Source organism: Salinivibrio sp. VYel1, assembly GCF_009377945.1.
GTDB lineage: Bacteria > Pseudomonadota > Gammaproteobacteria > Enterobacterales > Vibrionaceae > Salinivibrio > Salinivibrio siamensis.
Genome location: NZ_RSAM01000008.1, coordinates 25,665 through 52,245, shown reverse-complemented (window position 1 = coordinate 52,245; position 26,581 = coordinate 25,665). Strand labels below are relative to the sequence as shown.

At 52.1% G+C, this 26,581-nt stretch carries 19 protein-coding genes; 10 read left to right on the top strand and 9 right to left on the bottom strand.

Features of this window, described 5'->3' with window-relative positions; genetic code table 11:
- The first annotated feature begins 54 nt into the window (after positions 1–54).
- The 3 genes from EHW58_RS09090 to ilvN all read left to right on the top strand — a co-directional run bounded on the left by EHW58_RS09090 (position 55) and on the right by ilvN (position 4,476).
- Positions 55–1,842 carry a long-chain fatty acid--CoA ligase gene (locus EHW58_RS09090; RefSeq protein ID WP_370517155.1) on the top strand — a complete coding sequence of 596 codons (1,788 nt, stop codon included), beginning with the start codon at positions 55–57 and terminating at the stop codon, positions 1,840–1,842.
- Between the two features lie 418 nt (positions 1,843–2,260).
- Positions 2,261–3,979: an acetolactate synthase 3 large subunit gene (locus EHW58_RS09085; protein WP_077606375.1), complete on the top strand. Its 1,719-nt coding sequence runs from the start codon at positions 2,261–2,263 to the stop codon at positions 3,977–3,979.
- Positions 3,979–4,476: an acetolactate synthase small subunit gene (ilvN, locus tag EHW58_RS09080; RefSeq protein WP_046074256.1), complete on the top strand. Its 498-nt coding sequence runs from the start codon at positions 3,979–3,981 to the stop codon at positions 4,474–4,476. Before EHW58_RS09085 ends, ilvN begins: the two co-directional genes overlap by 1 nt.
- Before the next feature lie 60 nt (positions 4,477–4,536).
- Here ilvN and treC read toward each other — a convergent pair whose 3' ends face one another.
- The 3 genes from treC to treR all read right to left on the bottom strand — a co-directional run bounded on the left by treC (position 4,537) and on the right by treR (position 8,786).
- A complete protein-coding gene (treC, locus tag EHW58_RS09075) occupies positions 4,537–6,201 on the bottom strand; it encodes an alpha,alpha-phosphotrehalase (protein ID WP_152796036.1) in 1,665 nt (554 codons plus the stop codon).
- A 58-nt stretch (positions 6,202–6,259) separates the two neighbouring features.
- Positions 6,260–7,678, bottom strand: coding sequence for a PTS trehalose transporter subunit IIBC (gene treB, locus EHW58_RS09070; protein ID WP_046074254.1), 1,419 nt, complete (start codon positions 7,676–7,678; stop codon positions 6,260–6,262).
- Positions 7,679–7,829: 151 nt separating this feature from the next.
- Positions 7,830–8,786: a trehalose operon repressor TreR gene (gene treR, locus EHW58_RS09065; protein WP_152796034.1), complete on the bottom strand. Its 957-nt coding sequence runs from the start codon at positions 8,784–8,786 to the stop codon at positions 7,830–7,832.
- A 153-nt stretch (positions 8,787–8,939) separates the two neighbouring features.
- Here treR and EHW58_RS15665 point away from each other — a divergent pair, with 153 nt between their 5' ends.
- Positions 8,940–9,092, top strand: a complete 153-nt coding sequence (locus EHW58_RS15665; RefSeq protein ID WP_167369486.1) for a hypothetical protein — start codon at positions 8,940–8,942, stop codon at positions 9,090–9,092.
- On the opposite strand, the gene EHW58_RS09060 is transcribed toward EHW58_RS15665, so the two are convergent.
- Positions 9,070–9,747 carry a hypothetical protein gene (locus EHW58_RS09060; RefSeq protein ID WP_077638653.1) on the bottom strand — a complete coding sequence of 226 codons (678 nt, stop codon included), beginning with the start codon at positions 9,745–9,747 and terminating at the stop codon, positions 9,070–9,072. The two genes, EHW58_RS15665 and EHW58_RS09060, sit on opposite strands and share 23 nt — an antisense overlap.
- A gap of 118 nt (positions 9,748–9,865) precedes the next feature.
- The gene (gene pykF / locus EHW58_RS09055; protein ID WP_046074251.1) at positions 9,866–11,278 is read right to left on the bottom strand and encodes a pyruvate kinase PykF; all 1,413 of its coding nucleotides are present in this window, start codon (positions 11,276–11,278) and stop codon (positions 9,866–9,868) included.
- Between the two features lie 632 nt (positions 11,279–11,910).
- Between pykF and EHW58_RS09050 the strand changes: the two genes are divergently transcribed.
- The 4 genes from EHW58_RS09050 (at position 11,911) to EHW58_RS09035 (ending at position 18,705) form a co-directional block, all read left to right on the top strand.
- The gene (locus EHW58_RS09050) at positions 11,911–13,302 is read left to right on the top strand and encodes a sensor domain-containing diguanylate cyclase (RefSeq protein ID WP_172971702.1); all 1,392 of its coding nucleotides are present in this window, start codon (positions 11,911–11,913) and stop codon (positions 13,300–13,302) included.
- A gap of 230 nt (positions 13,303–13,532) precedes the next feature.
- Entirely contained in the window at positions 13,533–14,225 is a 693-nt protein-coding gene (imuA, locus tag EHW58_RS09045; RefSeq protein WP_172971701.1) for a translesion DNA synthesis-associated protein ImuA, read from the top strand.
- Positions 14,225–15,628, top strand: coding sequence for a DNA polymerase Y family protein (locus EHW58_RS09040; protein WP_152796028.1), 1,404 nt, complete (start codon positions 14,225–14,227; stop codon positions 15,626–15,628). The genes imuA and EHW58_RS09040 overlap by 1 nt, the downstream gene beginning before the upstream one ends.
- Positions 15,629–15,639: 11 nt before the next feature.
- A complete protein-coding gene (locus EHW58_RS09035; RefSeq protein WP_152796026.1) occupies positions 15,640–18,705 on the top strand; it encodes an error-prone DNA polymerase in 3,066 nt (1,021 codons plus the stop codon).
- Here the strand turns inward: EHW58_RS09035 and EHW58_RS09030 are convergent.
- The 4 genes from EHW58_RS09030 to EHW58_RS09015 form a co-directional block, all read right to left on the bottom strand.
- Complete coding sequence (locus tag EHW58_RS09030) at positions 18,702–19,952, bottom strand: multifunctional CCA addition/repair protein (protein WP_370517846.1); 1,251 nt, start codon at positions 19,950–19,952, stop codon at positions 18,702–18,704. The genes EHW58_RS09035 and EHW58_RS09030 overlap by 4 nt on opposite strands.
- Positions 19,953–20,109: 157 nt before the next feature.
- Positions 20,110–20,742: a TIGR04211 family SH3 domain-containing protein gene (locus EHW58_RS09025; protein WP_152796022.1), complete on the bottom strand. Its 633-nt coding sequence runs from the start codon at positions 20,740–20,742 to the stop codon at positions 20,110–20,112.
- A gap of 110 nt (positions 20,743–20,852) precedes the next feature.
- Entirely contained in the window at positions 20,853–22,109 is a 1,257-nt protein-coding gene (locus EHW58_RS09020; RefSeq protein WP_046074246.1) for an inorganic phosphate transporter, read from the bottom strand.
- Between the two features lie 28 nt (positions 22,110–22,137).
- Positions 22,138–22,818, bottom strand: coding sequence for a TIGR00153 family protein (locus EHW58_RS09015; RefSeq protein WP_046074245.1), 681 nt, complete (start codon positions 22,816–22,818; stop codon positions 22,138–22,140).
- A 223-nt stretch (positions 22,819–23,041) separates the two neighbouring features.
- Between EHW58_RS09015 and EHW58_RS09010 the strand changes: the two genes are divergently transcribed.
- Positions 23,042–24,565, top strand: coding sequence for an inorganic triphosphatase (locus EHW58_RS09010; protein ID WP_152796020.1), 1,524 nt, complete (start codon positions 23,042–23,044; stop codon positions 24,563–24,565).
- A 341-nt stretch (positions 24,566–24,906) separates the two neighbouring features.
- Positions 24,907–26,508, top strand: a complete 1,602-nt coding sequence (locus EHW58_RS09005) for a methyl-accepting chemotaxis protein (protein ID WP_152796018.1) — start codon at positions 24,907–24,909, stop codon at positions 26,506–26,508.
- Positions 26,509–26,581 lie beyond the last annotated feature (73 nt).

Here is a 26,581-nt window from a genome sequence, read left to right as displayed (position 1 = left end):
CTGTCATTATTGAGCGTACATGTGTTCGCCAAACGGCGAGCCAAGAGAGACTCCGTGAACACCCAAAACCATATCGTCACGCGCATTCGCGATCAGATTGCCGCCCAAAATGAACGCGAAGCAATCCGCTTCCAACAAGACACGCAATGGATAAGCATTAGTTGGCGCCAGCTAGGCGAACGCATCGATCAGCTGTCACGCTGCTTACTCAACGCTGGCTGTCAGGTGCAGCAAACCGTCGCCATTTTTGCGCCGAACAGCGAAAAATGGGCAATGTTGGACTATGCCGCGTTGCAAATTCGCGCCGTACCTGTGCCGATTTACGCAACTAGCACCGCCCAGCAAGCCGCACACATTATCAATGATGCAGACGTACAGTGGATTTTTGCCGGTGACGAACAACTGGAGAGCGCGGTTACTGCCCTTGAACACTGCCCTAACGTCAAAGGGGTGGTTGCCCTAAGTCAAGAGACGGCGGTTCCCGTACATCCCAAGGTGTGGGATTGGGCCAGCTGGCTATTGCAAGACGATCGCGGCTATCAAGCCGAGTTAGACGCGCGCATTGACGCACGATGCATGGACGATCTGACCACCTTGATTTATACCTCCGGCACTACGGGCGATCCGAAAGGGGTGATGCTGGATTATGCCAATGTGGCGGCGCAGTTGGATGTGCACGATCAAGTATTGGCATTAAGCCCTGATGATGTCTCTTTGGCCTTTTTGCCACTTTCTCATGTGTTTGAGCGCGCATGGAGCTATTACGTCCTTCACCGCGGGGCGGTCAATTGCTATCTCTCCAACCCGCTTCAGGTGCGTGATGCATTGGCCGAGGTCAAACCGACGGTAATGTGTGCAGTACCGCGTTTTTATGAAAAAATCCATGGCGCTATCCACGACAAACTCAGTCGGGCCACAGGGATCAAACCCCATTTATTCCGATGGGCACTGCGCCAAGGTGAGCGTCATGCTGCGCAATTACGCACCGGCCAGTCTCCGTCTTGGTGTCAGCAATGGCAATTGGCGTTGGCCGACAAGCTGGTGCTCAGTAAGTTACGTGCGCTACTAGGTGGCAAGATGCGTTTGATGCCATGCGGTGGGGCGCGTCTTGACCCCGAAATCGGCGCGTTTTTCCACGCGATAGGCATTAACGTCAAGCTCGGTTATGGCATGACCGAAACCACCGCCACGGTTTCTTGCTGGGACGATACCCGCTTTGATCCCCAATCGATTGGCCATCCGATGCCAGGGGCAGAAGTGCGAATTGGGACGGACGATGAAATTCAAGTCCGTGGGCCGATGGTAATGCGGGGTTACTTTAATCAGCCTGATGCGACTGCCGCCACCTTTACCGAGGATGGCTTTTTGAAAACCGGCGATGCGGGGTATCTTGATGCCAAGGGCAACGTATTTATCACTGACCGAATCAAAGAGTTGATGAAAACCTCAGGCGGTAAGTACATCGCACCACAGCGGGTGGAAGGCGCTTTGGTGCGCGATCATTTTATCGATCAAATTGCGGTGGTGGCCGAGGCGCGTCATTTTGTATCGGCCTTGATTGTGCCTTGCTTCGATGCCTTAGAAGAGTGGGCGCGGGCGGCCAATATCGAATATCAAAATCGCAAAGAGCTGCTAAAACACGCCGATGTCGTGGCCTTGTTTGAAAAGCGTTTGCAGAGCTTACAACATGAATTGGCCAAATTTGAGCAAGTCAAACGCTTTACCTTGTTGCCACAGGGCTTTTGCATGCACAGTGGCGAGCTCACGCCGACCATGAAACTGCGCCGCAAAGTGATCCTTTCACGTTACCAACATCACATTGACACCATGTATCAACGTTAGTCCTGGTGCATCAAAGCGGGGGAAGGTTTCTCATGGCTGAGAATCTTCCTTTGTTTTCGTTATTTGTATGCCTTTTCCCCCTTTTTTCTCCCCACGCCTTAATAGCAAATCTGGCAAAGTGTCGATTTTATAGTGGATGTTTCCAATTTCTTCCCCCTTGGTCAGCGTAAACCAGCAACATTAACTCAACATTTAGATTAAAAATGTAAATACTGATTAGCTAATAGACAGTTTTGCAAATAAAACGTTACATTGATTGCAGCTTCATCCGAAGCAGGCCAAGTGACAATCTAACGCCGCCTTACCGCCAGTATTTGGTTCAGATGTCCGCGTGGTGAGTGACCACCAGTACATCCAAGAGTAAGGGGCAGGATTAGGCTAAAAGTAAGTCCTAACTATGCAAACAGGGAGGCGTAGAGTGGAAATGTTATCCGGTGCCGAGATGATCGTGCGCTCCATGATCGATCAAGGCGTAAAACATATTTTTGGCTATCCAGGCGGGTCGGTACTGGATATTTACGACGCATTACACGAAAAAAGTGATATCGACCATGTGTTGGTGCGCCACGAACAAGCCGCGGTACACATGGCCGATGGTTATGCGCGTGCCACGGGGGAAGTGGGCGTGGTTCTGGTCACGTCAGGCCCAGGGGCAACCAATGCCATTACCGGCATTGCCACCGCGTATATGGACTCGATCCCCATGGTGGTGTTTTCTGGCCAAGTCATGAGCGGCCTGATTGGTAATGATGCCTTCCAAGAGTGTGACATGGTGGGGATCTCCCGCCCGGTGGTCAAACACAGCTTTTTAGTCCAGCGCGCCGAAGATATTCCCAATATTGTAAAAAAAGCTTTTTATCTTGCCGCGACAGGACGTCCCGGCCCTGTGGTGGTGGATATCCCCAAAGACATGCTGAATCCGGCGCAAAAGCATCCGTATCAGTACCCTGATAGTGTGCGTATGCGCTCTTACAACCCGACCACGTCAGGGCACAAAGGTCAGATCAAACGTGGCTTAAAAGCGCTACTGGCAGCGAAAAAGCCGGTGCTATACGTCGGTGGTGGGGCCATCATGGCCGACTGCGGCGAGCAAATTCGCCAGTTGTCAGAAAGTCTAAACATCCCCGTCGTTAGCACATTGATGGGCCTGGGGGCGTTTCCCGGCACCCATGATCACGCGCTGGGTATGCTGGGTATGCATGGCACCTACGAAGCGAACATGGCGATGCACCAAGCCGATCTGATTTTTGGTATTGGTGTTCGTTTTGACGATCGTACCACCAACAATCTAGAAAAATACTGTCCCGATGCCACCATCATGCACATTGATGTGGATCCTTCCAGCATTTCTAAAACCGTGGCCGCAGATATTCCCATCGTCGGCTCGGCGGATGCGGTATTAAATAGCATGCTCAAATTGCTGGTGGAGCAAGGTGGCAATAACGACAGCGATGCGATCAGCACCTGGTGGCACAATATTCAGATTTGGCGTGAGCGCCAATGTTTGCAATATGTCGCTGATCCTGAGCGGATTAAACCCCAGCAAGTGATTGAAACCTTGTATCGCCTCACCCATGGCGAGGCGTATGTGACCTCAGACGTCGGCCAGCATCAAATGTTTGCGGCACTCTATTATCCGTTTGATAAACCACGTCGTTGGATTAACTCCGGCGGCTTGGGCACCATGGGCTTTGGGCTACCCGCCGCCATGGGGGTGAAGTTTGCGCTGCCGGACGCGCAGGTGGTGTGTGTCACCGGTGATGGCAGTATTCAAATGAACATTCAGGAGCTGTCGACGGCATTGCAATACGACATTCCGGTCGTGATCGTCAACCTCAACAACCGTTTCCTCGGAATGGTCAAACAATGGCAGGACATGATTTACCAAGGCCGCCATTCGCACTCTTATATGGACTCGGTGCCGGACTTTGCTGCGATCACTGAGGCCTATGGTCATGTGGGGATGCGCATTAATCACCCGTCCGAGCTGGAAGCGGGCTTAGAGGCAGCCTTAGCGATGAAAGATCGCTTGGTCTTTGTCGATATCAATGTTGATGAAACCGAGCACGTTTATCCGATGCAGGTACGCGGTGGGGCGATGAATGAAATGTGGTTGAGCAAAACGGAGAGAACCTAATGCGCAGTATTGTATCGGTTTTAATGGAAAACGAACCAGGTGCCTTGTCGCGCGTGGTGGGCTTATTCTCTCAGCGTGGCTACAACATTGAATCACTCACGGTGTCACCGACGGATGACGCAACCTTATCGCGCTTGAATATCACCACCTCGGTGGTGAGTGACGCGGACCGCGAGCAAATCGAAAAGCACCTGCACAAGCTGATTGATGTGCTGAAAGTAAGCAATGTGACTGAAAGCGATCATATTGAGCGCGAGCTGGCGTTGGTGAAGGTGAAAGCCAGCGGCTTTGCCCGCGCGGAGGTAAAACGCACCGCCGATATTTTCCGCGGTCAGATTGTGGATGTGACGCACTCGCTCTACACCGTGCAGTTGACGGGTGACAGTGACAAGTTAGATGCCTTTATTCGCGCGGTCGGTGAGATTACCGAGATCATTGAGGTGGCACGCAGCGGTGTGGTTGGCATCGCACGCGGCGAGCGAGCGTTGCGTCAGTAACCAAAGCCACTGGCCGTTGAAAGAAAAATGGCACGCCAAGGCGTGCCATTTTTGTGTCGGTTAAGCGGGATGAATCAAATACACCAAGGCTTCATAGGGTGCCAGTTGCATTTCTGGCATTAAGGGCTTGGCTTCTGGGTAATTATGGCTCACCAAGTCTGCGTTCGGGGTCGGGGCGAGAGGCAAGGTTGCCGTGACCCGTTCGCCATAAAAATTACACACCACCACCAGTTGGCTATCGCCATTGTCGCGACGATAGGCGAGCAGTTGTGGGTGGTCAGGCAACAAGTCCTGATAATCGCCTTCACGGATCACGGGTAAGGTTTTACGCAGGGAAATCAGCTTTTTGTAGTGATAGAACACCGAGTCTTTATCCGCCAGTGCGGTGTCGACATTGACGTCAACATAGTTAGGCGCAGGCGTTAGCCACGGTGTACCTGTGGTAAAACCGGCGTTTGCTGAACTGTCCCACTGCATAGGCGTGCGTGAATTATCGCGCGAGCGTGCCGCCAGAATGGCCAGCACTTCCCCTTCTGGCATGCCTTGGTCGCACAGCAGACGGTGCATGTTGCGACTCTCAACGTCTTGATAGTCATCGATACGCTGATAGCCAGGGTTAGTCATGCCAATTTCTTCCCCTTGATACACGTAAGGCGTGCCTTGCTGCATATGAATCGCAGTGGCAAGCATTTTAGCGGACGCGACCCGATAGTGGCGGTCATCACCAAAGCGGCTGACCACACGCGGCTGGTCGTGGTTACACCAAAACAGTGCGCCCCAACCTTGATTATGCAGGCCGTGTTGCCAAGTGCGGAAAAGCTGTTTTAGGGCCAAGAAGTCAAACGGCGCCAGTCGCCACTTCTCGCCGCCCGGATAATCGACTTTTAAGTGGTGGAAGTTAAACACCATGGAGAGCTCTTTGCCATCCGGCGCGGAGTATTGCTGACAGTGCTCCAGAGTGGTTGAAGACATCTCGCCCACGGTGACGCTGCCGTAATGCTGAAAAATATCCCGGCTGATCTCTTGCAAGTACTCGTGGACGCGGGGACCATCGGTATAAAAACGGCGACCATCGCCTTGATGATCGTTGGGAAATGACTGATCTTTGGAGATCAAATTGATCACATCGAGGCGAAAGCCATCCACGCCTTTCTCGGCCCAAAAGGCCATTACGTCTTTGACGGCTGCCCGCACCTCAGGATTTTCCCAGTTAAGATCGGCCTGTTCGGTGGCAAATAGGTGGAGGTAATACTGGCCGGTGGGTTCGTGCCATTGCCACGCGCTACCACCAAATTTTGATTGCCAGTTGTTAGGAACACCGCCGTTAACCGGATCTTTCCAGATGTAGTAATCGCGATAGGGACTGTCTTTACCAGTCAGCGCTGATTGGAACCAGGGGTGCTCGGTCGAGGTGTGGTTAATCACAATATCCATGATGATGCGGATATCGCGCTTATGCGCCTCGGCGAGCAGGGTGTCGAAGTCGTCCATGGTGCCTAGGCTGGGGTCAATCGCGTAATAATCGGCAATGTCGTAGCCGTTATCGACTTGTGGTGATACATAAATGGGGGTTAGCCATAATGCATCGATGCCCAAGGTCGAAAAATAGTCCAGTTTTTCGATAATGCCCGGCAGATCACCTGTCCCTGTTTGTGTGGTATCACGGAAGCTTTTCGGGTAAATCTGATAGATGGTGGCCGTTTTCCACCAGGGATGTGCGTGCATAATGTCTCTCTTAACGCTAAAAAAGCGGGGAGCGTACTCCCCGCGGACGGAATGGGAATTAGACGACCGCCAATTTGCCTTTGCTGGCCTGGCGGCGATACATAAAGGCGGTGAGTGCGATTGGCACCAAGATGGCGATTAACATCGCGACTGCGTAAACACCCCAGAATTGTGGCTGTATAGATAAGATGCCTGGTAGGCCACCTACACCAATACCGTTGGCCATCACACCGGAAAGACCACACACAATGGCGGCCAGCGCTGAGCCAACCATCGCGCACAGCATTGGGAATTTGTAACGTAGGTTAATCCCGTACATGGCCGGCTCTGTCACGCCAAGGTAGGCGGAAATCGCCGCGGGCACAGAGATTTCACGTTCGTTTTCTTTCTTGCTGACCCAAATAATGCCAACCACCGCCGAGGCTTGTGCAATGTTGGACAGGGCAATCAGCGGCCAAATAGGCGTGCCGCCCATTTCCTGCATCAGCTGCAAGTCCACCGCGTTGGTGGTGTGGTGAACACCGGTAATCACCAAAGGTGCATAGAGGAAGCCAAATAGCGCTGCACCGATAAAGGCGAAATCACCGGTCATCGCCGTGCGAGCCAAGAAGGCGACGCCGTTGCCGATTTCACGCCCAAAGGGACCGATAAGGGTGTGCGCCAGTACCACTGAGGTGAGCAGCGCGACAAACGGCACCACCACAAGATAAAGGTAATCTGGAATAATACGTTTTAACTGGGTTTCAATAAATGCCAAAGCCATCCCTGCAAACATGGCTGGGATCACCTGTGCTTGGTAGCCGACTTTTTCAATTGAGAACCAGCCAAAGTCCCACACTTCAGGCATCTCTTTACCGATAAGGTAAGCGTTCATCAACTGTGGCGATACTAGGGTAATACCTAGCACGATACCCAAAATGGGTGTGCCGCCCATTTTCCTCACCGTCGCCCAACATACGCCGACAGGCAGGAAGTGGAAGATGGCTTCGCCAAGCAGCCATAAGAAGCCGTGAGCGGTGGCCCAAAACTCACTGATTTCGGTCAGGGTTTTGCCATCGAACATGCGGATATCGCCGATCACATTACGGAAGCCGAGGATTAGACCACCGGTGATAATCGCGGGTAAAAGGGGAACAAAAATTTCCGCGAGGTGTGAGATGGCACGCTCAGTCAGGCTCATATTTTGGCGCGCGGCTTGTTTGGCCTCGTCTTTTGACTGGCCTTCCACCCCGGTTTGTTCTTCTAGTAGGGCGTACACTTGGTCGACATTGGTGCCGATCACCACCTGAAATTGACCGGCGCTGGTAAAGCAGCCTTTGACCATGGGGAGCGCTTCAATCGCAGCCACGTCCGCTTTTTCCGGATCGTTTAGCACGAATCGTAAACGGGTTAGGCAGTGGCTAACGGTGGCGATGTTGTCTTTGCCGCCAATATGCGTGACCAATTGGTCAATGGCTTTTTTATCTATCTGGCTCATAAGCAATCCTGTATTGCTGTAGGGTATTCATTGGTAACGTTCCCACTGATTATGGATCGTACTAATCCAATTATCAGTGGAATCGTTCCCATTGTTTGAAAACCATCACACAGAAATTTGTAACTGCCTGATTTTTGGTGTTGGTTGAAGGTTAGGGTGTCACCAGGTGGCAAGGTTGTGTCCAGTGGCTAACCACGGGATCGTCGTCATCCAGCTGCTTGAGTAGCAAGTCGGCCGCATGTTGCCCTGCTTGGTGGTAACCTAGCTCCACACTGACGGCGCGTGGAAACATAAAGCGTAGCATGTCGTGATTGCCAATGCCGCCAATAGCGATGTCTTCTCGCCCAAGTGTTTGTAGGCGTTTCGCGACCCCCAGAGCGAGGGTATCGGACGCACAAACAATGGCATCGGTCTGTGTATTGATGAGGCTATCTGTGGCGTTGTAGGCGGCATGCAAGCTCATCTCACAGCGGTGTAGTCGTGGTGAGATCTGGTGGGTTTGGCAAAAATGCTGGTAGGCACCAGAGCGGGCGAGACCTGTGGTTTCATCTCGCTCATCAATCCCTAAGAAAGCAATATGTCGACACCCTTGATGATAAAAGTGATCCATCACTTGTGCGACCGCGCCTTGGTTGTCATAGCTGACGCTAACGTATTTATCACTATCGACGGCTAGCACAACACAGTTAGGGGCGAATGGCGCTAGCGCGTTGAGATCACAGCCAGAAAAACCAAAAAAGATAATACCGTCGACATTACGGCGTTTCAGCACATCGAGGTGAGCTTGTGCTTTTTGTTGTGAGAATTGGCTTTCCATGATGGCGGCGTCATAGCCTTTGGCATACAAGGTATTGAGCAGGCCAGTCAGTGCAGTGTTTTCTGAATTGGAGCTGAGTTTCGCCACGATCACCCCCACGACGCCACTGCGTTGTGCACGCATCGCACGTGCGGATTTAGAGGGCATAAAGCCATGCTGATCGATCACGGCTTGTACTTTCTCGCGTGTGCTGTCTTTGACCCGTGGATCATCGTTTAGCACACGAGATACGGTTGATTTTCCCACCCCGGCTAAGCGGGCGATATCCAAAATGGTCAATGCTTTTGTCATCTTGCTCTCTGCAGTCACACTAAATCAGCAGCTTAGTCGCCGCCTGTTGGGGGGTGATGATAACAGGCGTGATTGGCGCTTGCGATTTATTGATTAATTTGTAAACTATTGCCTGATTTTTGAACAGACTTCCCGCTTTAGACTGAAATGATGATGAGTCACCCATTACTACAAACAATCAATAAGTGCCTAGTACGCGTTACCACCCTGACCTTGGCGGTGATGGCCGTCAAGTTTAGTGCCATCTATTTGGTACCGTTAGCGGTATTGATAAAAACCCACTTCAAAGAAATTGTCCACTGGTAAAGGTGCCGATCCTGTCTCCGACCACAGTATTTAGCCCCAGCCAATAGTGTTGATAAGCGCGGCTGTGAGCTTGTGGTCGCGCAGAGACAAGCCCGCGCAATACTGGCATTAAGCGCTGCCAACTGGTTGCAAATTCAAAGCCGATATCAGGATGAGTGAGGTAGCGTAAATGCTGGGCGACAAGCGGCTGTATTGCGTCTGCGAGATACGGGTTGATCCCGGCAAAGAGCGTGTAATGAAGCTGCTGATGCCAGTGCGCCACGGCCGCGACGTCACGATAATCCTTGGCTGGCAGATTCTGTAGGCTGTGCAGTAAACCCAGTAGGGTCAATGAGGTCGGCTCATCCAACCGAGGTGGCAGCCTATCCATGAAAGCGCCAACCATTGCCTGTATGCCAGACGCGAGAGGTTGCCAGTCTGCCTGACTTAAGGGCATTAACTGGTATCCGAGTTGGGGTTGGTAGCTGATGCGTCCCGCCATGGCGAGTAAATGCAAGCCATCACGTGCCGTTGCTGTGGTTAAACCAAGTTGTTCGCATAAGGTGGCGACGGTGAGTGAATAATTGCCGTGCGCATTCGGTGTTAATGTGAGCTGGCGGGTTAATACTGCTGCCCAAATATGCGCCATGGCTTCTTGTGCTTTGGTTGGTTTCATTGCGCTTCCTGCTGTGCCTTCTTTTATCATGCCACTGAACGGGTGATAAAAAAACGCCCCGAACGAGTCGGGGCGTGATGGTTTGTAAAAACCGCTTAGGTCTGCAGTAAACGTCTTATTACAGAACGTGCACAGAGGTGGTGTTGGTGGTACCAGACGGCACGAGTGCGCCTGAGACCATGACCACGATATCGCCTTTGTTCGCTAAGCCTGACTCTAGCGCGATGGTTTTACCACGACGGTAGAACTCATCGGTGCTATCGATGCTTTCGATCATCACAGGTGTCACCCCTTTGGTCAGACACAAGTGAGCGGCTGTTTTCGGGTTAGTGGTGACCGCAACAATGTTCGCGGTTGGGAAGTACTTACGCACTGAGCGCGCTGACTTACCTGCTTCAGTCGCAACCACAATCAACGGGGCACTGAGCTTTTGAGAGGTATCGACCGCGCCTTTACAGACCGCTTCGGTGATACGTAGGCGGTCGCTATCAAGGCGAGAGCCTAAAGCTGGAGACATTTGACGGTCTGTGCGCTCACAGATTTGTGCCATAATGCTCACCGCTTCTAATGGGTACTTCCCTTTCGCTGATTCACCTGACAGCATCACCGCATCGGTGCCGTCCATGATAGCGTTGGCCACGTCACCTGCTTCTGCGCGGGTTGGGCGTGGGTTTTTGATCATCGAATCGAGCATTTGTGTCGCCGTGATAACCATCTTGCGTGCACGGTTACATTTTTCGATCATCATCTTCTGCGCGAAGATCACTTCTTCAACGGGGATCTCTACACCGAGGTCACCACGAGCAACCATGATGCCGTCAGATGCTTCCAAGATAGCGTCAAAGTTGTCGACACCTTCTTGGTTCTCAATTTTAGAGATGATCTTGATGTCGCTACCGCCGTTTTGCGCCAATAGATCGCGGATTTCTTCTACGTCTTCTTTCTTACGAATAAATGAGGCAGCAACAAAATCAACGCCTTGCTCGCAACCAAATTTCAGATCCGATTTATCTTTTTCAGCCAGCGCAGGCAAGCTGACAGAAACGCCTGGCAGGTTAACGCCTTTGTTTTCGCCGAGCTCACCGTTGTTGAGTACTTTACAAACCACTTCTTTTTCAGTCGTTTCTAGTACTTCCATCTCAAGTAGACCATCATCAACCAGTACTGTATCACCCGCTTTTAAATCTTGCGGCAGACCAGCGTAGGTCACGGCGACGCGTTCTTTATTGCCCACAACAGAGGTATCTGTGGTGAATGTAAAGGTTTGACCGGCTTCCAGTAGCACATCGTCGCCACCTTCCAGTTTTACCGTACGGATCTCTGGACCTTTGGTATCCAGCAAGATAGCGGCTTGTTTGCCGGTTTGCTTCATCACATTACGCAAGTTGGCGATACGCGTACCATGCTCTTGGTAATCACCGTGTGAGAAGTTAAGGCGCATGACATTCATGCCAGCTTCAACAAGCTGAGTAAGCATCTCTTCAGATTCGGTTTTTGGGCCAATCGTACATACGATTTTGGTCTTTTTCATCGACACATTTCTCCGGTCAAAAATTGAAACATAAGCCTGATGCTTTCTCACAACACACCGAAAAGTGTAATTTTACCACGCACTTTTACTACTTAAGTGGCTGTGAAAGCGAATTTTTTGCATTTTGCAATGACGTTACCGCAGCCAGGGTTGCTGTGGTGACGTCACTGTTTATCGATCGTGAGTATAGATTGTCTGCGGTGATCTGTGTTGATCACGGGCAATAAAGGCTTCATTGACAATAAAGCACTCAATAGTGCTCCTGTCTCATGAGTCTTCCCTTCCTTTGGGGCGCGTAAATTTACCACAGCTGACGATTTAAATCATTACAACCCGATGACAGCACACTGGTGAATCAAGATATTTTTATCATGATTACGCTTTCTGTTGATGTTTCCACCTTTACCATACGACGTATTCCTTTTTGCTGCTTTTATCGGCCATCAGTGGCCATTTGCATGCTTTCTGATGTGATCTAGCTTCCAATTTGAACTGGATCATGCTTTTTTATTAAGTCTTTTGCGTTCCCTTAGAATTTATCTACCATCAAGACTCTTTGAATGGACTGTCTAATAATGTTTGCGCGCACTTTTCGACTTTTGACAGGGATGCTGCTCCTGGCCTGCACGTATGTGAGTACGTTTGCATGGGCTGACGACGCCTATCTGTCAGAAGAAAAAGACATTTTAGTCGCCACTCATTCTTCGGTCTGGAAGCCTTACAGCTACTTGTCTGATGATGGCCAACCAAAAGGCTTGTTGGTCGACTTCTGGCAAGCCTACGGCCAATATAATCATGAGCCCGTACAATTTGTGTTACTCGATTGGGCCGACACGCTCGCTTATATGAAAGAAGGCGGTAACCGTGTTCATGCGGGGTTATTGAAGTCCACCGAACGCGAGGACTACCTCGATTTTGTTGCACCTATTTTTAATATTGATGGTTCGTTATACATCCGCAATGAAGCGCGCGGCACCAAAACAGATACGCTTGTCGGCGGTAAGGCAGTCGGTGTTGTTGCAGGCAGTTATGAGTCAAGCTATCTCACCGAGCATTATCCGGACGTTGAACAACAGACTTACGCCAATAATGAGCGGTTATTTGACGCCGCTTTCAGTGGTGAGATTGATGCGCTAGTGGCGGATAGCCAAGTCGCTAATTTTTATATGCTCACCTTTGATAAGCCATTGACGTTTGTCGCAGAGCAAATCCTTTACACACGCCCGATTTATGCGGCGGTGCCCAAAGGCAACCAAGCCTTGCTCGCGCAAGTTCGCGAGGGAATGAGTAACATACCGGCGGAAGAGCTGTTACGCATCAAGCAAAAGTGGATCAATACCGAGCGCGTCGAGGCTTACCCGGCTTGGCTTATTCCCAGTATCGTGTTGTCGGTGCTGTTAGGCGCGGTGACCTATATCTTTATTCTGAAACGCATGGTGTATAAACGCACGGTCGCATTACGCCGAGCGAATGCACGTTTGCGAGAGTTTGCTAATACCGATCCTTTGACGCAGTTATTAAATCGCCGTGGACTCGAAACCTACTTTACCCGCTTAAAACCCAAGCTGAGCCGCCAGCAGGAAGTAGGATTAATTTTGATTGACCTTGACCATTTCAAGCAGGTCAATGATACCTATGGACATATGCAAGGCGATAAGGTGCTGGTACATCTGGCGAGCTATTTAAAGCGATGTGTTAAAAAAGGGGCCGCTGCGCGTTTAGGCGGAGAAGAGTTTTGCATCTTATGCCCGACCCAAGATTTAGATGCCTTAATTGAAATGGCTAACCACATTCGCTGCGATATTGCGGACACGGTGTTTGAATTTGGCGGCGCCGATATTCGTGTCACTGTGAGCATTGGTGCCATTGTTTCCAGTGATGTGGTGGAGGAGATAAAGCAGCTAGAGCTAGATGCGTTGATCCATACCGCTGATCTTCTCATGTATCGCGCGAAAGACCGTGGCCGCAACCAAGTGATGCTCGCTTCTTCGCAATCCGTTAATACCCCCATCGTCGAAATATAATACCGTTTACTGTCGGGTAAAGTGGGTAATACTTTACGCTGGGGAAAGCGCCTACTTATTCCCTAGCCGCAATGGCTAATGATTGCACCTCATCCGTCCCGAAGCTGCTGCGGTGTCACGCGTGTCTTTTTCTCTTTGATGCACCATCCTCCTCTTTTCTGCTTTTTTTGTTTTCTTTCCTTGCAGCGTTTTTATCATTAAATATACTGTGTATATATACAGGTATTTTAATGATGAAAACACTCGACCAATTAGCTCAACAACACGGCCTATGGCGCGCCAGTCAGCGCCCGTTAATGGCGGAATTACCCGATAAAAAAGCGACTGGTTACACTGTCTTTGATCAGCGCCTTGGCGGGCTTCCGTCTCCAGGTGTGACGGATATCATCAGTGACTATGGTGTCGGTGAGTTGCGGCTGGTGTTACCAGCGTTGTATCACGCGAGCGGCCAGCAGGTGGTGTGGATCCGGCCACCGGTTGGACTCAACGCAGCGATGCTACATCAGCAAGGCTACTCCACAGACAACACCTTGTTGGTGTCCCCCAAAAGCGATCAAGATGCGCTGTGGGCCGCCGAGCAAGCGGCGCGCAGTGGCGCGTGTCAGGCGGTAGTGTTATGGCCATCTTCGCTCACGGTTGGACAAGTGAAGCGCCTAAAACTGGCGGCCGAACATGGCCAATGTGCGGTGGTACTGTTGCGCCGCCAGCAGACGTACTCATTGACCTTGCCGGTCGATTTAAGCGTGGCATTGGCCCCTTCCGTATGTGGCGTAACGGTCACGGTGCGCTATTGTCGCGGCCAATGGCCACCGGCTCCGTTTACTCTTGATTGGCGCACGCAATGGCCCGCGTTGGTGACCTGGCCGAGCAACGCTGAGAATTTGCTTGCCTTTCCCTCACGACAACAGCGGGAGCAAGCGTAATGTCATTGTGGCTGTATCTGCATTGCCCGAGCTTGCTGTTAGATAGCCTTTATGCGCCGTCATCGGTGCAAGCGGTGGGGCTGGTTAGCGAGCAAGAAGGCCGTTTAGTGCAGCTCTCTGTAGCAGCGAACGCGCAAGGCCTAAATATCGGTATGGGGTTAGGGGCGGCGGCGCTTATTTGCCATCAGCTTGCGGTGTATCCTTATTGTGCGGTGAAAGAGCAGTCCGCGCTTGAGCAGCTTGCCGCACAGCTTTATCCACTGGTCGCGGAAATCAGTCTTAATTCCCCTAAAGGTTTATGGCTACACGTGTCACCGATGTTGGCCTTATATCAAGGGTTTCCCCCACTATGGCAGGCGGTGACTCAAACGCTGGTGGAAAGTGGTATTCGTTATCAAGCAGGGGTGGGCGAAACGCCGCGAGCCGCCGAGCTTATGGCGTATGGCCACGCGGGCAAGGTTAGTATCGACCCCGAGCACTTACAGGCGGCTTTGCAGCAAGTGCCGCTGACCGCAGCCCCTTTACCGGAGACGGTGAAAACCCAGTTTACGCGCCTGGGCCTCTCTCAGTTAGGTGAGCTTATCGCCTTGCCCACCGCTTCGCTGACGCGACGTTTTCCCCGCTCGGTGGTGGACTATCTTGCCGAAGTGCGTGGCGATAAGCCGACGCCGCTGAATTATTTTCAGCCACCGCTGCAATTTTTTCAGCAACGGGTTTTATTGTTTGAACTTAGTGAGCAAGCCCATTTATTGCCTATTATCGAGAATCTCGTCTCGGCATTGTGCCGTTTTCTTGAGCAGCGTAGTGCCTGCACGCCTGCGCTGACGTTGGGCTTTAGCTTGCGTGATGGATGTGAAGAAACCCTGCCGGTGATGGCCGCGCATGGCGAGAAAGACTCCGAGCGCTGGATGGCTTTGGTGCGTTTACGGCTGGCGTCATGGCAAGTGAGCCAGCCGGTGACTGCGGTCAGTGTGGCGGCTTCGCAAATCGATTGTCACCAGCCTGGACAAACCGATCTCTTTAGCGCGCAGCAAGGCGAGCAAAACCGTGATGAGTTGGTCGCGACACTGGCAGCCCGACTAGGAGAGGAGGCGGTCATGCGGTTAGCGTATGTGGATCATCACCGTCCCGAGGCGGCCAGCCAACATGTCCCTCATCATCATAGCGCCACGCCGACGGCCTCGGCACCTACGCGCCCACGTCCAAGTTTATTGTTGCCGCAACCCACACCACTGATTGGTAAGGTCACCTTACGTGAAGGGCCGGAGCGGATTGTCACGGGCTGGTGGGAAGGCGTGCCTATCCAGCGCGATTACTTTATTGCCCAAAACGCCCAGCAACAATGGCTGTGGGTGTTTCGCACGCCAGAGCAAACTTGGTTTTTACACGGCTGGTTTAGTTAGACGGTGAAGCGATGAGTACGTATGCCGAGCTGGTATGTTGCAGCAATTTCTCCTTTCTTGAGGGAGCCTCACACCCGGAAGAGCTGGTGGCGCAAGCGGCAGCATTGGGCTATCAAGCGCTTGCGATCACTGATGAATGCTCGGTCGCAGGAGTGGTGCGTGCGTATCAAGCCCAGCGTGATTATCCGCAGCTTTCGCTGATCATTGGCAGTCGCTTTCGCCTGCATGCGTTAGATGTTGTTCTACTGTGTCCCACCCAAGCGGCTTACCAAGAGCTGTGTCGGATTATCACCAATGCGCGGCGGCGCAGTCAAAAAGGCGACTACCAGCTGAGCGAGTGGGACTTGATGTCGGTGCGTCATGGCTTAGTGCTATGGCTACCCAGTGGCGCGGAGAGTGATCATCACTGGGCAAAATGGCTGCTGCGTTATCATGCCGAGCGCTTGTATCTGGCCGTGCGGCGCGATCTAGCGGATAACGACCATCCGTATCTGGCACACTGTCGCATGCTGGCAAGCCAGTATGGGCTTCGTGTCACGGCGTGTGGTGATGTGTTGATGCATCACCCTGAGCGACTAGCGTTACATCATACCTTAACGGCGATTCGGCATCGCCAGCCTGTCGCTGAATTGGGAAGGGCGTTATTACCCAATGCAGAGCGCGCCTTACGCCCGCGGTCTAAACTACGCTCTCTATTCCCCCCTGAGTGGCTGGCGGAAAGTGCCAACATTGCCGCTCAGTGTCAGTTTTCCCTGGCGAGCCTCAAATACAGCTACCCCAAAGAAGTGGTGCCGACTGGCGAGCCTGCGATGGCCTATCTGCGTGAGGCGGTCAAGCAAGGCGCACAGCAGCGCTTCCCTAAGGGCGTGCCTCGTGACGTGGGAGCCATCATTGAAAAAGAGCTCTCGCTTATCGAGACGCTCGATTACCCGTATTACTTTTTGACCATTTACGATCTGGTGCGCTTTGCCCAATCGCGTGGGATCTTATACCAAGGGCGCGGATCGGCGGCGAACTCGGTGGTGTGTTATTGCTTAGGGATCACCGCGGTGGATCCGTGCAAAGTCGATGTGCTGTTTGAGCGCTTTATTAGCAAAGAGCGCGACGAGCCGCCGGATATTGATGTCGACTTTGAGCACCAGCGCCGTGAAGAAGTCATTCAGTATTTGTACCAAAAATATGGCCGTGAGCGGACCGCCTTGGCGGCAACCGTGATCCGTTATCGGCTGAAAAGCGCATTACGCGATGTGGGCAAAGCGTTGGCGATTCCCGCTAGCCAGATTGATTTTTTTATTCAAAATCTCAATCGGCGCGATAAAACCCAGCCTTGGACGCAGCAACTTCAGCACTTGGGCCTCGATCCTAAAAGCGCGAAAAGCCAACAATGGCTGTCGCTTACCCAGACGTTGATCGGTTTTCCGCGCCACCTTTCTCAGCATGTCGGCGGCTTTGTGATTGCGGATGGGCCTTTGTATGAGTTAGTGCCGGTGGAAAATGCGGCGATGGCAGAGCGGACGGTGATCCAGTGGGATAAAGACGATCTGGAAACGCTGCATCTGATGAAAGTCGACGTACTGGCGCTGGGCATGCTCACTGCGATTCGGCGTACCTTTGATTTGATTGCCCAAACCGGAGGCCCTCGCTTGAGTTTGGCGGCGATCACCCAACAAGGCGACGATCCGGCGGTGTTTGCGCGTATTCAGCACGCCGATACCGTGGGAGTGTTTCAAATTGAGTCGCGAGCACAAATGAGTATGCTGCCGCGGCTCAAACCGGCTTGTTATTATGATTTGGTAATCCAAATTGCCATTGTCCGCCCCGGTCCGATTCAAGGTGACATGGTGCATCCGTATCTAAAGCGCCGTGATGGGGAAGAAGCGGTGAGTTACCCGTCCAAAGCGGTTGAGCAAGTGCTGGCGCGCACGCTTGGGGTGCCTATCTTTCAAGAGCAGGTGATCAAACTGGCGATGGTGGCGGCCGGCTTTTCCGGTGGGGAAGCGGATCAGCTGCGTCGCGCGATGGCCGCTTGGAAAAAAAAGGGCGGACTGGCGCCGTTTCGCGACAAATTGATCGCTGGGATGACCGCGCGAGGCTATCGCGCCGACTTTGCCGAGCAGCTTTACCGGCAAATCTGTGGGTTTGGTGATTATGGCTTTCCTGAGAGCCACTCGGCTTCGTTTGCGGTTTTGGCCTATGTATCAGCGTGGCTAAAGCATTATTATCCCGCCGCGTTTTATACCGGCTTGCTCAATAGCCAGCCGATGGGGTTTTACTCACCGTCACAATTGATGCAAGACGCCACGCGCCACCAAGTGCCTGTGTGGCCGGTTTGTGTGCAACACTCGGGGGCGGATCATTGTTTAGAAAAGATCGGCGATCAGTGGGGCGTGCGGCTAGGATTGCGATTAGTCAAAGGGTTGAGTGCGGCGGCAATAGACCGATTGCTGGCCCATCGCCCAGAGACGGGGTTTGCGTGTTTATCGGCACTGCAAGAGATTCATCTTGACCGCGATGCCTATCAAGCCCTAGCCAGTAGCGGTGCATTGGCGACGCTGGCTGGCAATCGCTATCAGGCGCGCTGGGCACTGATGGATCAGCAGCGGCAACTGCCGCTACTGGCGGCCAGTGACGATGAGGTTGCGTTGCCTCACTCGCCTTCCCAATGGCAGAACGTGATTGAAGATTACGCGGCCATGGGGCTGTCGCTCACTGATCATCCCATTCGTTTGATGGCGCAAGCCGGCACATTGGGGCGTTTTACCCGTGGTGTTGAGTTATCACAGTGTGCGCCACAAAGCTGGGTGGCGGTAGCGGGTGTGGTGACGGGCAAGCAGTCCCCCGGCACCGCCAGTGGCGTAACCTTTGTCACCTTGGAAGACGATACGGGCAATATCAATGTGGTGGTTTGGGCGGGGACGGCACGGGCGCAATCCCGTACTTTTATGCAAGCCAAGGTGTTGAAAGTGCATGGCATTGTCGAGCGGCAAGGCGAGGTGGTGCACGTGATTGCCGGTAAGTTGATTGACCTTACTCCGACGCTCACCACCTTGTCGGTGGCCGCGCGAGAATTCCGTTAACGCGATGCGCTAACCGCGTCGGGACAGGCGGGCGCCGGACACGCGGCCACCGCTTGAATACGCTGGCGATGCAGCTCATCACGAATCGCCGCGCCTTTAAAGCCGGCGTCGACAATCGGCTTAACCTCTACCTGTTGCGCGCAAGCAAAGCGCTCGCGTAAGGCATCGGCTTGTGGATAGTGATAGTTTTCACGTCCCTTGCGGCCACGCACATCAGCTAAACACGCCAAGGCCAATTGCTCGACCCGCTCGGGTTTGCGCCACGCATCGATTTGGTTAAATAGTGCAACCCAATGCTCAGGGCTGAGTTGATCGCACTTATGAATCTTGGAGTGGTGCGCACTGACCACCAAGGCCAAATCCCGATAGGCGTTGGGGATACGTAGTCGCTCGCACAGCTCTTTGATAACGGGCAGTCCGCGATCACCGTGGCCGCGATGGCCGGGCAAGATGGAGACAGGGGTGAGGGCTTTACCGAGATCATGGACTTGTGCGGCAAAGCGGATGCTTTTGTCATCGGTCAATGAGGCGGCATAACGGCTGACCATTTCCGTGTGGATGCCGGTATCGATTTCAGGGTGCCAGTTGGCCGGATTCGGCACGCCGTACAAGGCGTCGATTTCAGGGAGCACCACGGCAAGGGCACCACAATCGCGCAGCACAGCAAGAAACACATCGGGACAATCACTGCCGAGTGCTTTTTCCCACTCGCGCCAAACCCGCTCAGGGGTGAGGTGGGCGAGCTCGCCCTTGGCGACCATCGTTTTCATCAGCGCTAAGGTATCATCGGCAATGGTAAAGCCGAGTGGCGCAAAACGGGCGGCAAACCGTGCCACGCGCAGTACCCGTAATGGGTCTTCGCTAAAGGCGGGCGAGACATGGCGTAGAATGCGGTTGTGTAAATCTTGCTGACCGCCATACGGGTCAATCAAGCTGCCCTCTTCATCTTGGGCGATGGCGTTGATGGTGAGATCGCGGCGCTGAAGGTCCGCTTCCAGTGAGATATCTGGCGAGAAGTCGCAAATAAACCCGGTGTAGCCCTGGCCTGATTTTCGTTCAGTGCGGGCGAGGGCGTGTTCTTCGTGTGTGGTGGGGTGTAAAAAGACGGGGAAATCTTGGCCGACTTGCTGGTAGCCGGCTGCTTGCATTTGTTTGACGGTGGCACCGACCACTACCCAGTCTTTATCTGTGACCGGCAAGCCTAATAGCGCATCACGTACAGCACCGCCGACAAGATAATGTTCCACACCAAACTCCTTAATGACAAAGAGAAGACACAATCACGTTTGTGTCGCGAATGGGTTTAAGTATACATAGAGCCTAGCAGCACGCCCACCGTGTGCTTAAAAGGCCGCTATCAGGATCGCAATAAAAAAGGCTGCCAATGCAGCCTTTCATTCACGATTATGCCCAGCCGTCGCGGCGACGTTTTTTACGTGGGATAAGATGTGGCAGCACCAAGCCAAACAGTAAGCCACCGCCGGCTACCATGCCACCGTAGGTGAACCAACGCATCAGAAGATCATCTTTTTGGGTATCTATTTTGGCGCGTAAAGCACGGATTTCGCTTTGCGCATCAATCAGTTTTTTATTGAGTTCGCTGCTGTGTGCTTCTAGCTTCTCAATCTGCGCGTTGCGCTGTTTAAGGGATTCAGCCAAGCCTTTTTGTTGTGCTTTAGCATCATCTTTTGCACTGGCCAGCGCGGACTTTACCTTTTTCAGCTCTGATTCTAGCGCCGGCACGCGTTCTTTTAAGCCAGGTTGTGTGGTCACGTAGTCACTTTTTACCCAGCCTTTACGGCCACGGCTATCAACTACTTGGGTGTAGCCCTCATCGCGATTGCGTTTTAGCACAGTGACTTTATCACCCGCATCGACACTGCCGATAATACGATATTGTGTGCCCGGGCCTGAGTGCATATAAGTGAACAAATCATCAGAAATATAGTTTTCTGCCATCGCTCGAGGCGCGGCAACGAGAACGAACAGCAATACGAGAGCAGAATACAGGTGTTTCACGTCTGGGGTCCTTTGCATAATTTCAGTGTGGGACACATCGGCTTTGCTGGGCATAGTGCCATAGGCGTAAAAGAAAGGGGAGCCATGCCCCCCTTTTTTTGACTGTGATTTGACATCACCGGCGCTTGTTACGCAAATAGCGAGGTCATCACTTGGTAAAAGATCACAGCCAACAAGGCCCCCGCGGGTAAGGTGATCAGCCATGAGGCAACAATATTACGCACCACACCCAAGTTGAGTGCGGCAATACCGCGGGCAAAGCCAACGCCCAAAACGCCGCCGACTAAGGTTTGTGTGGTTGAAATAGGGAGGCCAGTGCCTGAGGCGAGCACAACCGTACTTGCGGTCGCCAGTTGCGCGGCAAAACCACGACTTGGAGTAAGCTCAGTAATGCCCGAGCCCACGGTCGCCATGACTCTGTGTCCCATGGTGGCAAGGCCGAGTACAATCCCCGCGCCACCCATCGGTAAAATCCACCAGGCGATTTGTGCTTTTTCCGCTACAGCACCGAGGTTTTGTACCGTGGCCACGATGGCCGATAGCGGACCAATGGCATTGGCCACGTCATTTGAGCCGTGTGCGAAGGCCATCGCACAGGCGGTGACCACCATTAATAGGCTAAATATCCGCTCAACCCCCTGAAAACCTTGATTTTCATCGCCGCGATACTTTCTAGAAATGTAATAAACACCAAAAAACATCACCATGGCAGAGAGCACGATGGAGGCACTTACGGACTCTAGGGTTGTCAGGTGGAGGCCAACATGTTTGAGACCTTTTTTGATGGTGACCATCGCGATAATAAACGCGGTGAGAAACATATAAAGCGGCACGAAACGTTTGGCATTAAGGACAGGGCGGTCGGTATCAAAAATCAGTCGTTGTGCACTTAAGAATATAAAGTAAGCGAACAAGCCAGAGATAAAAGGGGTGATAATCCAACTGCCAACGATGCCTTGCACCGTATGCCAATCGACTGCATCTGCGCCAACCGATAGGCAGGCAAAGCCAATAATCGCACCAATGATAGAGTGGGTGGTGGAGACGGGCCAACCCATGAATGAGGCAAGTAATAGCCAAGAGCCAGCCGCCAGTAGCGCGGACATCATGCCAAAGACTAATTCCAACGGTTGGTCAGCATAAAAACTGGTGTCAATCACACCTTTGCGAATGGTGTCTGTGACCTCACCACCGGCTAAATACGCGCCGGCGAATTCAAAAATCATCGCCACAATAATGGCTTGCTTCACGGTGAGTGCTTTTGAGCCCACAGAGGTGCCCATCGCGTTCGCGACGTCATTGGCTCCAATACCAATCGCCATTAAAAAACCAAAAGCCGCGGCGACCATGATCAGTATGGTCCCGTGATTCATCAGGATTTCCATTGTAATACCTTGTTGTTACATCACTCGGTTAGGAACGGGAAAGCATGACCTCTAAGCGCGCACCCACACGTTGCGCCTGGTCAGCAATTTCACCGACCCACTCGAGGATTTTGTACAAGAACATGACGTCAACAGGATTGTACTCCTGCTCAACGGCCATTAATGCTTGGCGAAGTTGGATTTGCATAGAATCGGTATCGTCTTCAATCACATCCAACTGATGAATCATTTCGGCGACTAAGGTGACTTCGCGCCCTTTAAAGCCAGTCTCAAGTAGCTCTTCAAGCTCGTTGATCACGCGGCGTGCTTGCGCGGCAGCATCTAAGCATCGCTGCACATAGGCGATAAAGGCATCATTCATTGAGGGGGGCATACGAAGCTGACGGCCTATCACGCGGCCGGCAATATCTTTGGCTAAGTTTGCCAGCTTGTCTTGCTGGGTGAGGAGCTCGAGCATGTCCGTGCGATCGACGGGCATAAAGAGACCTCGTGGTAACTTAAGCCGGATATTGCGCTTTAGGGTATCAGCATCTTTCTCAATATCTGAGATTTGCTGACGGAGTTGATTTGCCTTATCCCAATCTTGTTGCTCGCAAGCATGAAAGAAGGGGATCAGTAACTCACAACAATCGTTTACACGATTTACGTGACGCTGCAGTGGTTTAATAGGGCTTTTTGCAAATAGCCCAACAATTGTATTGACTGGCATAGCCGTAATCTACCTGGTTGCCTCGAGCCCAGAGGGCAAAAAAGAGAGGCGAAAAGTTCAACGATGGTATATCGGAGCGGCGATGGTAGCGCAGAACATAGGCTAAAGAAATAGCTTTTGTGATCTCTGCCTCAGTGCGCGTGATCAAGCCTGGTAGTGATAGCGCTTGCCGACAGGATCAATTGTTCATATCCTTGTCAGGCAATTGGCTATAGGTAACCGTATGGACACTGAGATAGAGCTCAAATTTTTTGTCTCTTCTGACTTTTCTCATCGCATTCGCGATAAAATTGTCAGTGTAAAACAGCTACAGCAAAGCCAGCGTGAGCTGGGAAACATCTACTTCGATACGCCAGATTTTACCCTACGTAAACACGATATCGGTTTGCGGGTACGTCGTTTTGATGGTGTGTACATTCAAACCCTCAAAACGGCAGGTCGGGTCGTGGCTGGGCTGCATCAGCGCCCAGAATACAACGCCGAGCTTAACGGACCTGAACCTGATCTTTCTTTGATCCCAGTCGATGCATGGCCCGATGATCTGGATGTTGATGCACTGAGCCAAGCTCTCCAGCCGTTGTTTTCCACCGATTTTGTGCGTCAGCAATGGCTGTTAGCAACGGATGACGGTAGCCAAATCGAATTGGCGAGCGATCAAGGCGAGGTCTCTACCGAAGCTGGCGACAAGGATGTGATTTCTGAGGTGGAGCTGGAGCTGATTTCCGGACAAACCGACGCCTTGTTCTCGCTGGCACGCAGCCTGGCGGATGAAGGTGGCCTACGCCTCGGAAATTTGAGCAAGGCGGCGCGTGGCTACCGCCTGGCAACCGGCTATCAGGGTGATCCGGTTAAAGCCTTATCCATCGTTAAACTCGGCGCTGATGATAGCCAAGAAAAAGCCCTGATTCGGATCCTCGAGCATGCGTTGAATCACTGGCATTATCACGAGCAAATCTACATTGAGCGTGAGTCCTTTGAGGCGTTACAAGAAATTCGCTATGCCGTCTTGTTGATCCGACAGGCGTTTGTCTTATTCGGCAGTGTGGTGCCGCGCCGAGCAAGCAGTTTACTCCGTCAAGAGCTGCAATGGTTTGAGGGTGAACTGGCGTGGCTCGATGATGCTCGGACGAATGCCCGGCTGTGTGAAGACAAAGGCCAATATCTGCGTAAATTAAACGCGCGAAAAACCTTGGTGAAAAGCTTGAAGGTCGAACAAGCGAGGTTGCCTGAACGAGAGGACATTGTCGCGCTGCTACATACATCGCGGTATTGCAATTTACTGCTCGATTTAAGTCGCTGGATCCTCTCGAAAGGTTGGCAACCGTTTTTAGATGATAAAGCGGCGGATAAGCTTGCCCAACCGATTCAACGTTTGGCCGATAAAGCACTGCCAGAGTCTTGGCACGAGTTGCTTGATGCATTTGACGAAACTAAACCACTGACGCGGCACGACTACTTTGACCAATACCCTCGCTTGCAACGCAATTTGTTGCTAGGCACTTGCTTGGCCTCTCTGTATGACAAAAGTCGGCGTAAAGCCTTCCGCTTGCCTTGGCTCGATATGTTGCAAGGCATTGAAGAGCTGCGCTTGCTCGAACCGGTGCGTGAGCGAGTGGTCGAGATTGACGATGAAGAGGATAAAAAACAAGCAGAGAAGTGGTTGGCACGTAAAGAAGAGTCACTGTTTCATGCGATGACGCAAAGCCGTCAAACGGGATTGCGTCTTACTCCTTATTGGCAAGAGTAAGCGAACGAGAGTGATAAAAAGCAGCCTGGAGGTTGCTTTTTTTATGTGTGCCTTTATGCGGTTACCTTGCTTGAGTATCCAGTTTCAATGTCTGAGGAGATTCGATAAAACCGCCTCTAGGATCAATATACTTGGCACTTTTTTACGTTATAAACAGGCAAGGTGCGTGATGATAATTTGATTAACTTATCATTATGGGCATTGTTTATGGGCAAATTTCACAAATACGGTAAACAAGGATTCAGTGAGGGTGACGTTTGCCGATATAACATCACTCAGTATTAATAATCGCCCGTTTGGCAGTCAGTTGGCTTAATAACGGACATGGAGCTTTCAGGATTATGGCTAAACATACCTTTTATGCGTGGGAAAAACCCGTTACCAATCTGCGCTTGATCCCAAAACTCGTGATTCTCATGGTCTTTAGTACCATTATTCTGGTCGGTAAGCAGATGTGGGATGCGAACACGTTTCGCCAGTCCGTGATTGAGTTCACCCTGAATCAGACCCAAGAATTAGCGCGATCCAGCGCGGCAATGACAGGTGCCCTCATCGATCAGCCTGATGGGGAACGCTTGATGCGAGAGGCGGTGGATACCATGAACGCCGAATTCAGCGAAGGGGCGTATTTATATTTGGTCAATGGCACCACTCGCCAGGTCTGGTCTCACCCTTCAATGCGCCAGTTTGACGCGTTGCGCGTGCCGGATGAAAGCACCGGAACCGATGTCGCTGACTTGTTTCTCAATCAGTCAGGCGCGTTTAGCTATACCGTTTATGACGGTGGTCGTCATGGCTATGCCGTGCCCGTGGGCGGCAGTGATTGGTGGCTCGTGGCATCACAACCGACGTCTGAGGCGCAGGCGTATTACCAAGATTATATGATTCAGGTCGCGTGGCAAACCGCGCTGATGATTGTCTCTTTCATGGTTATTTTGCTGGGCGGCTCCAATATTATGCTGCGGCAAATTAATTATCTTACCGATAGAATTCGGGCGCTCGCCAACCGTGATCTCAGTGAACCGATTGAGATGAATAGCCGGGACGAGTTTGGTGATTTAGCGCGTGAGCTGGAAAGATCGCGTCAGCAATTGGTGGATGTGATTAACGCGCAGCGCCAAGCGTCGGATGATCTTTCTTCTCTGGCTGAGATTATGACGATCAGCATGTCGGAAACCAAAGAGTCATCGCAAGAGCAATTCTCTGAGATGGATCAGCTTGCCTCGGCGATGAGTGAGATGAGTGCGACCGTGCAAACTGTCGCTGAGCACACGCGAGAGGCGGCTAAAGCGACCGAAACCTCTAGCCAACAGGCTAACAGTGGCCAAGCGCACGTGAGCAGTACCATCCAAACCATCAATGAGCTGTCCAACGACATCAGCGAGTCATCTCAGGTCGTGGGGCAAGTCGATGCTCAGGTGGAGAAAATCGGTACTGTCGTGGTCACTATTCAAGGAATTTCAGAGCAAACCAATCTACTGGCACTCAATGCCGCGATAGAAGCCGCACGAGCCGGTGATACGGGGCGTGGTTTTGCGGTGGTGGCGGATGAAGTACGCAAGCTGGCGCAACACACCCAAGAAGCCACGGTGGAAATTCAAGACATGATCACCCAGTTGCAGCAAAGTGCGCAAAAAGCGGTGGGCTTGATGGATCGCAGTGTTTCCGAGGCCAAGACAGGCGTCGAGTCAGTGAGCCAAGCTGGCGGAGAGCTTGAGCAAATCGTCACGCAAATCCAATCGCTTAATGACATGAACTTCCAAATCGCCTCATCGGCGGAACAACAAGCGTCAGTGGCCGGTGAGATGAACCAAAACCTCACCAACGTCAAAGATTTGGTCCAGGCATCGGTGACGGTGGCGGGCGAGCTGCATGAAACGGCAGAGATGGTTGAACAAAGTGCACAATCACTCAAAGATAAAATTGAGGCCTTTAAAGTCTAACCACGTTTGAGGTTTTATCCGTAATCAACAACGGCTCGCTGCATCGGTGAGCCGTTTTTGTTAGTGTCGATAC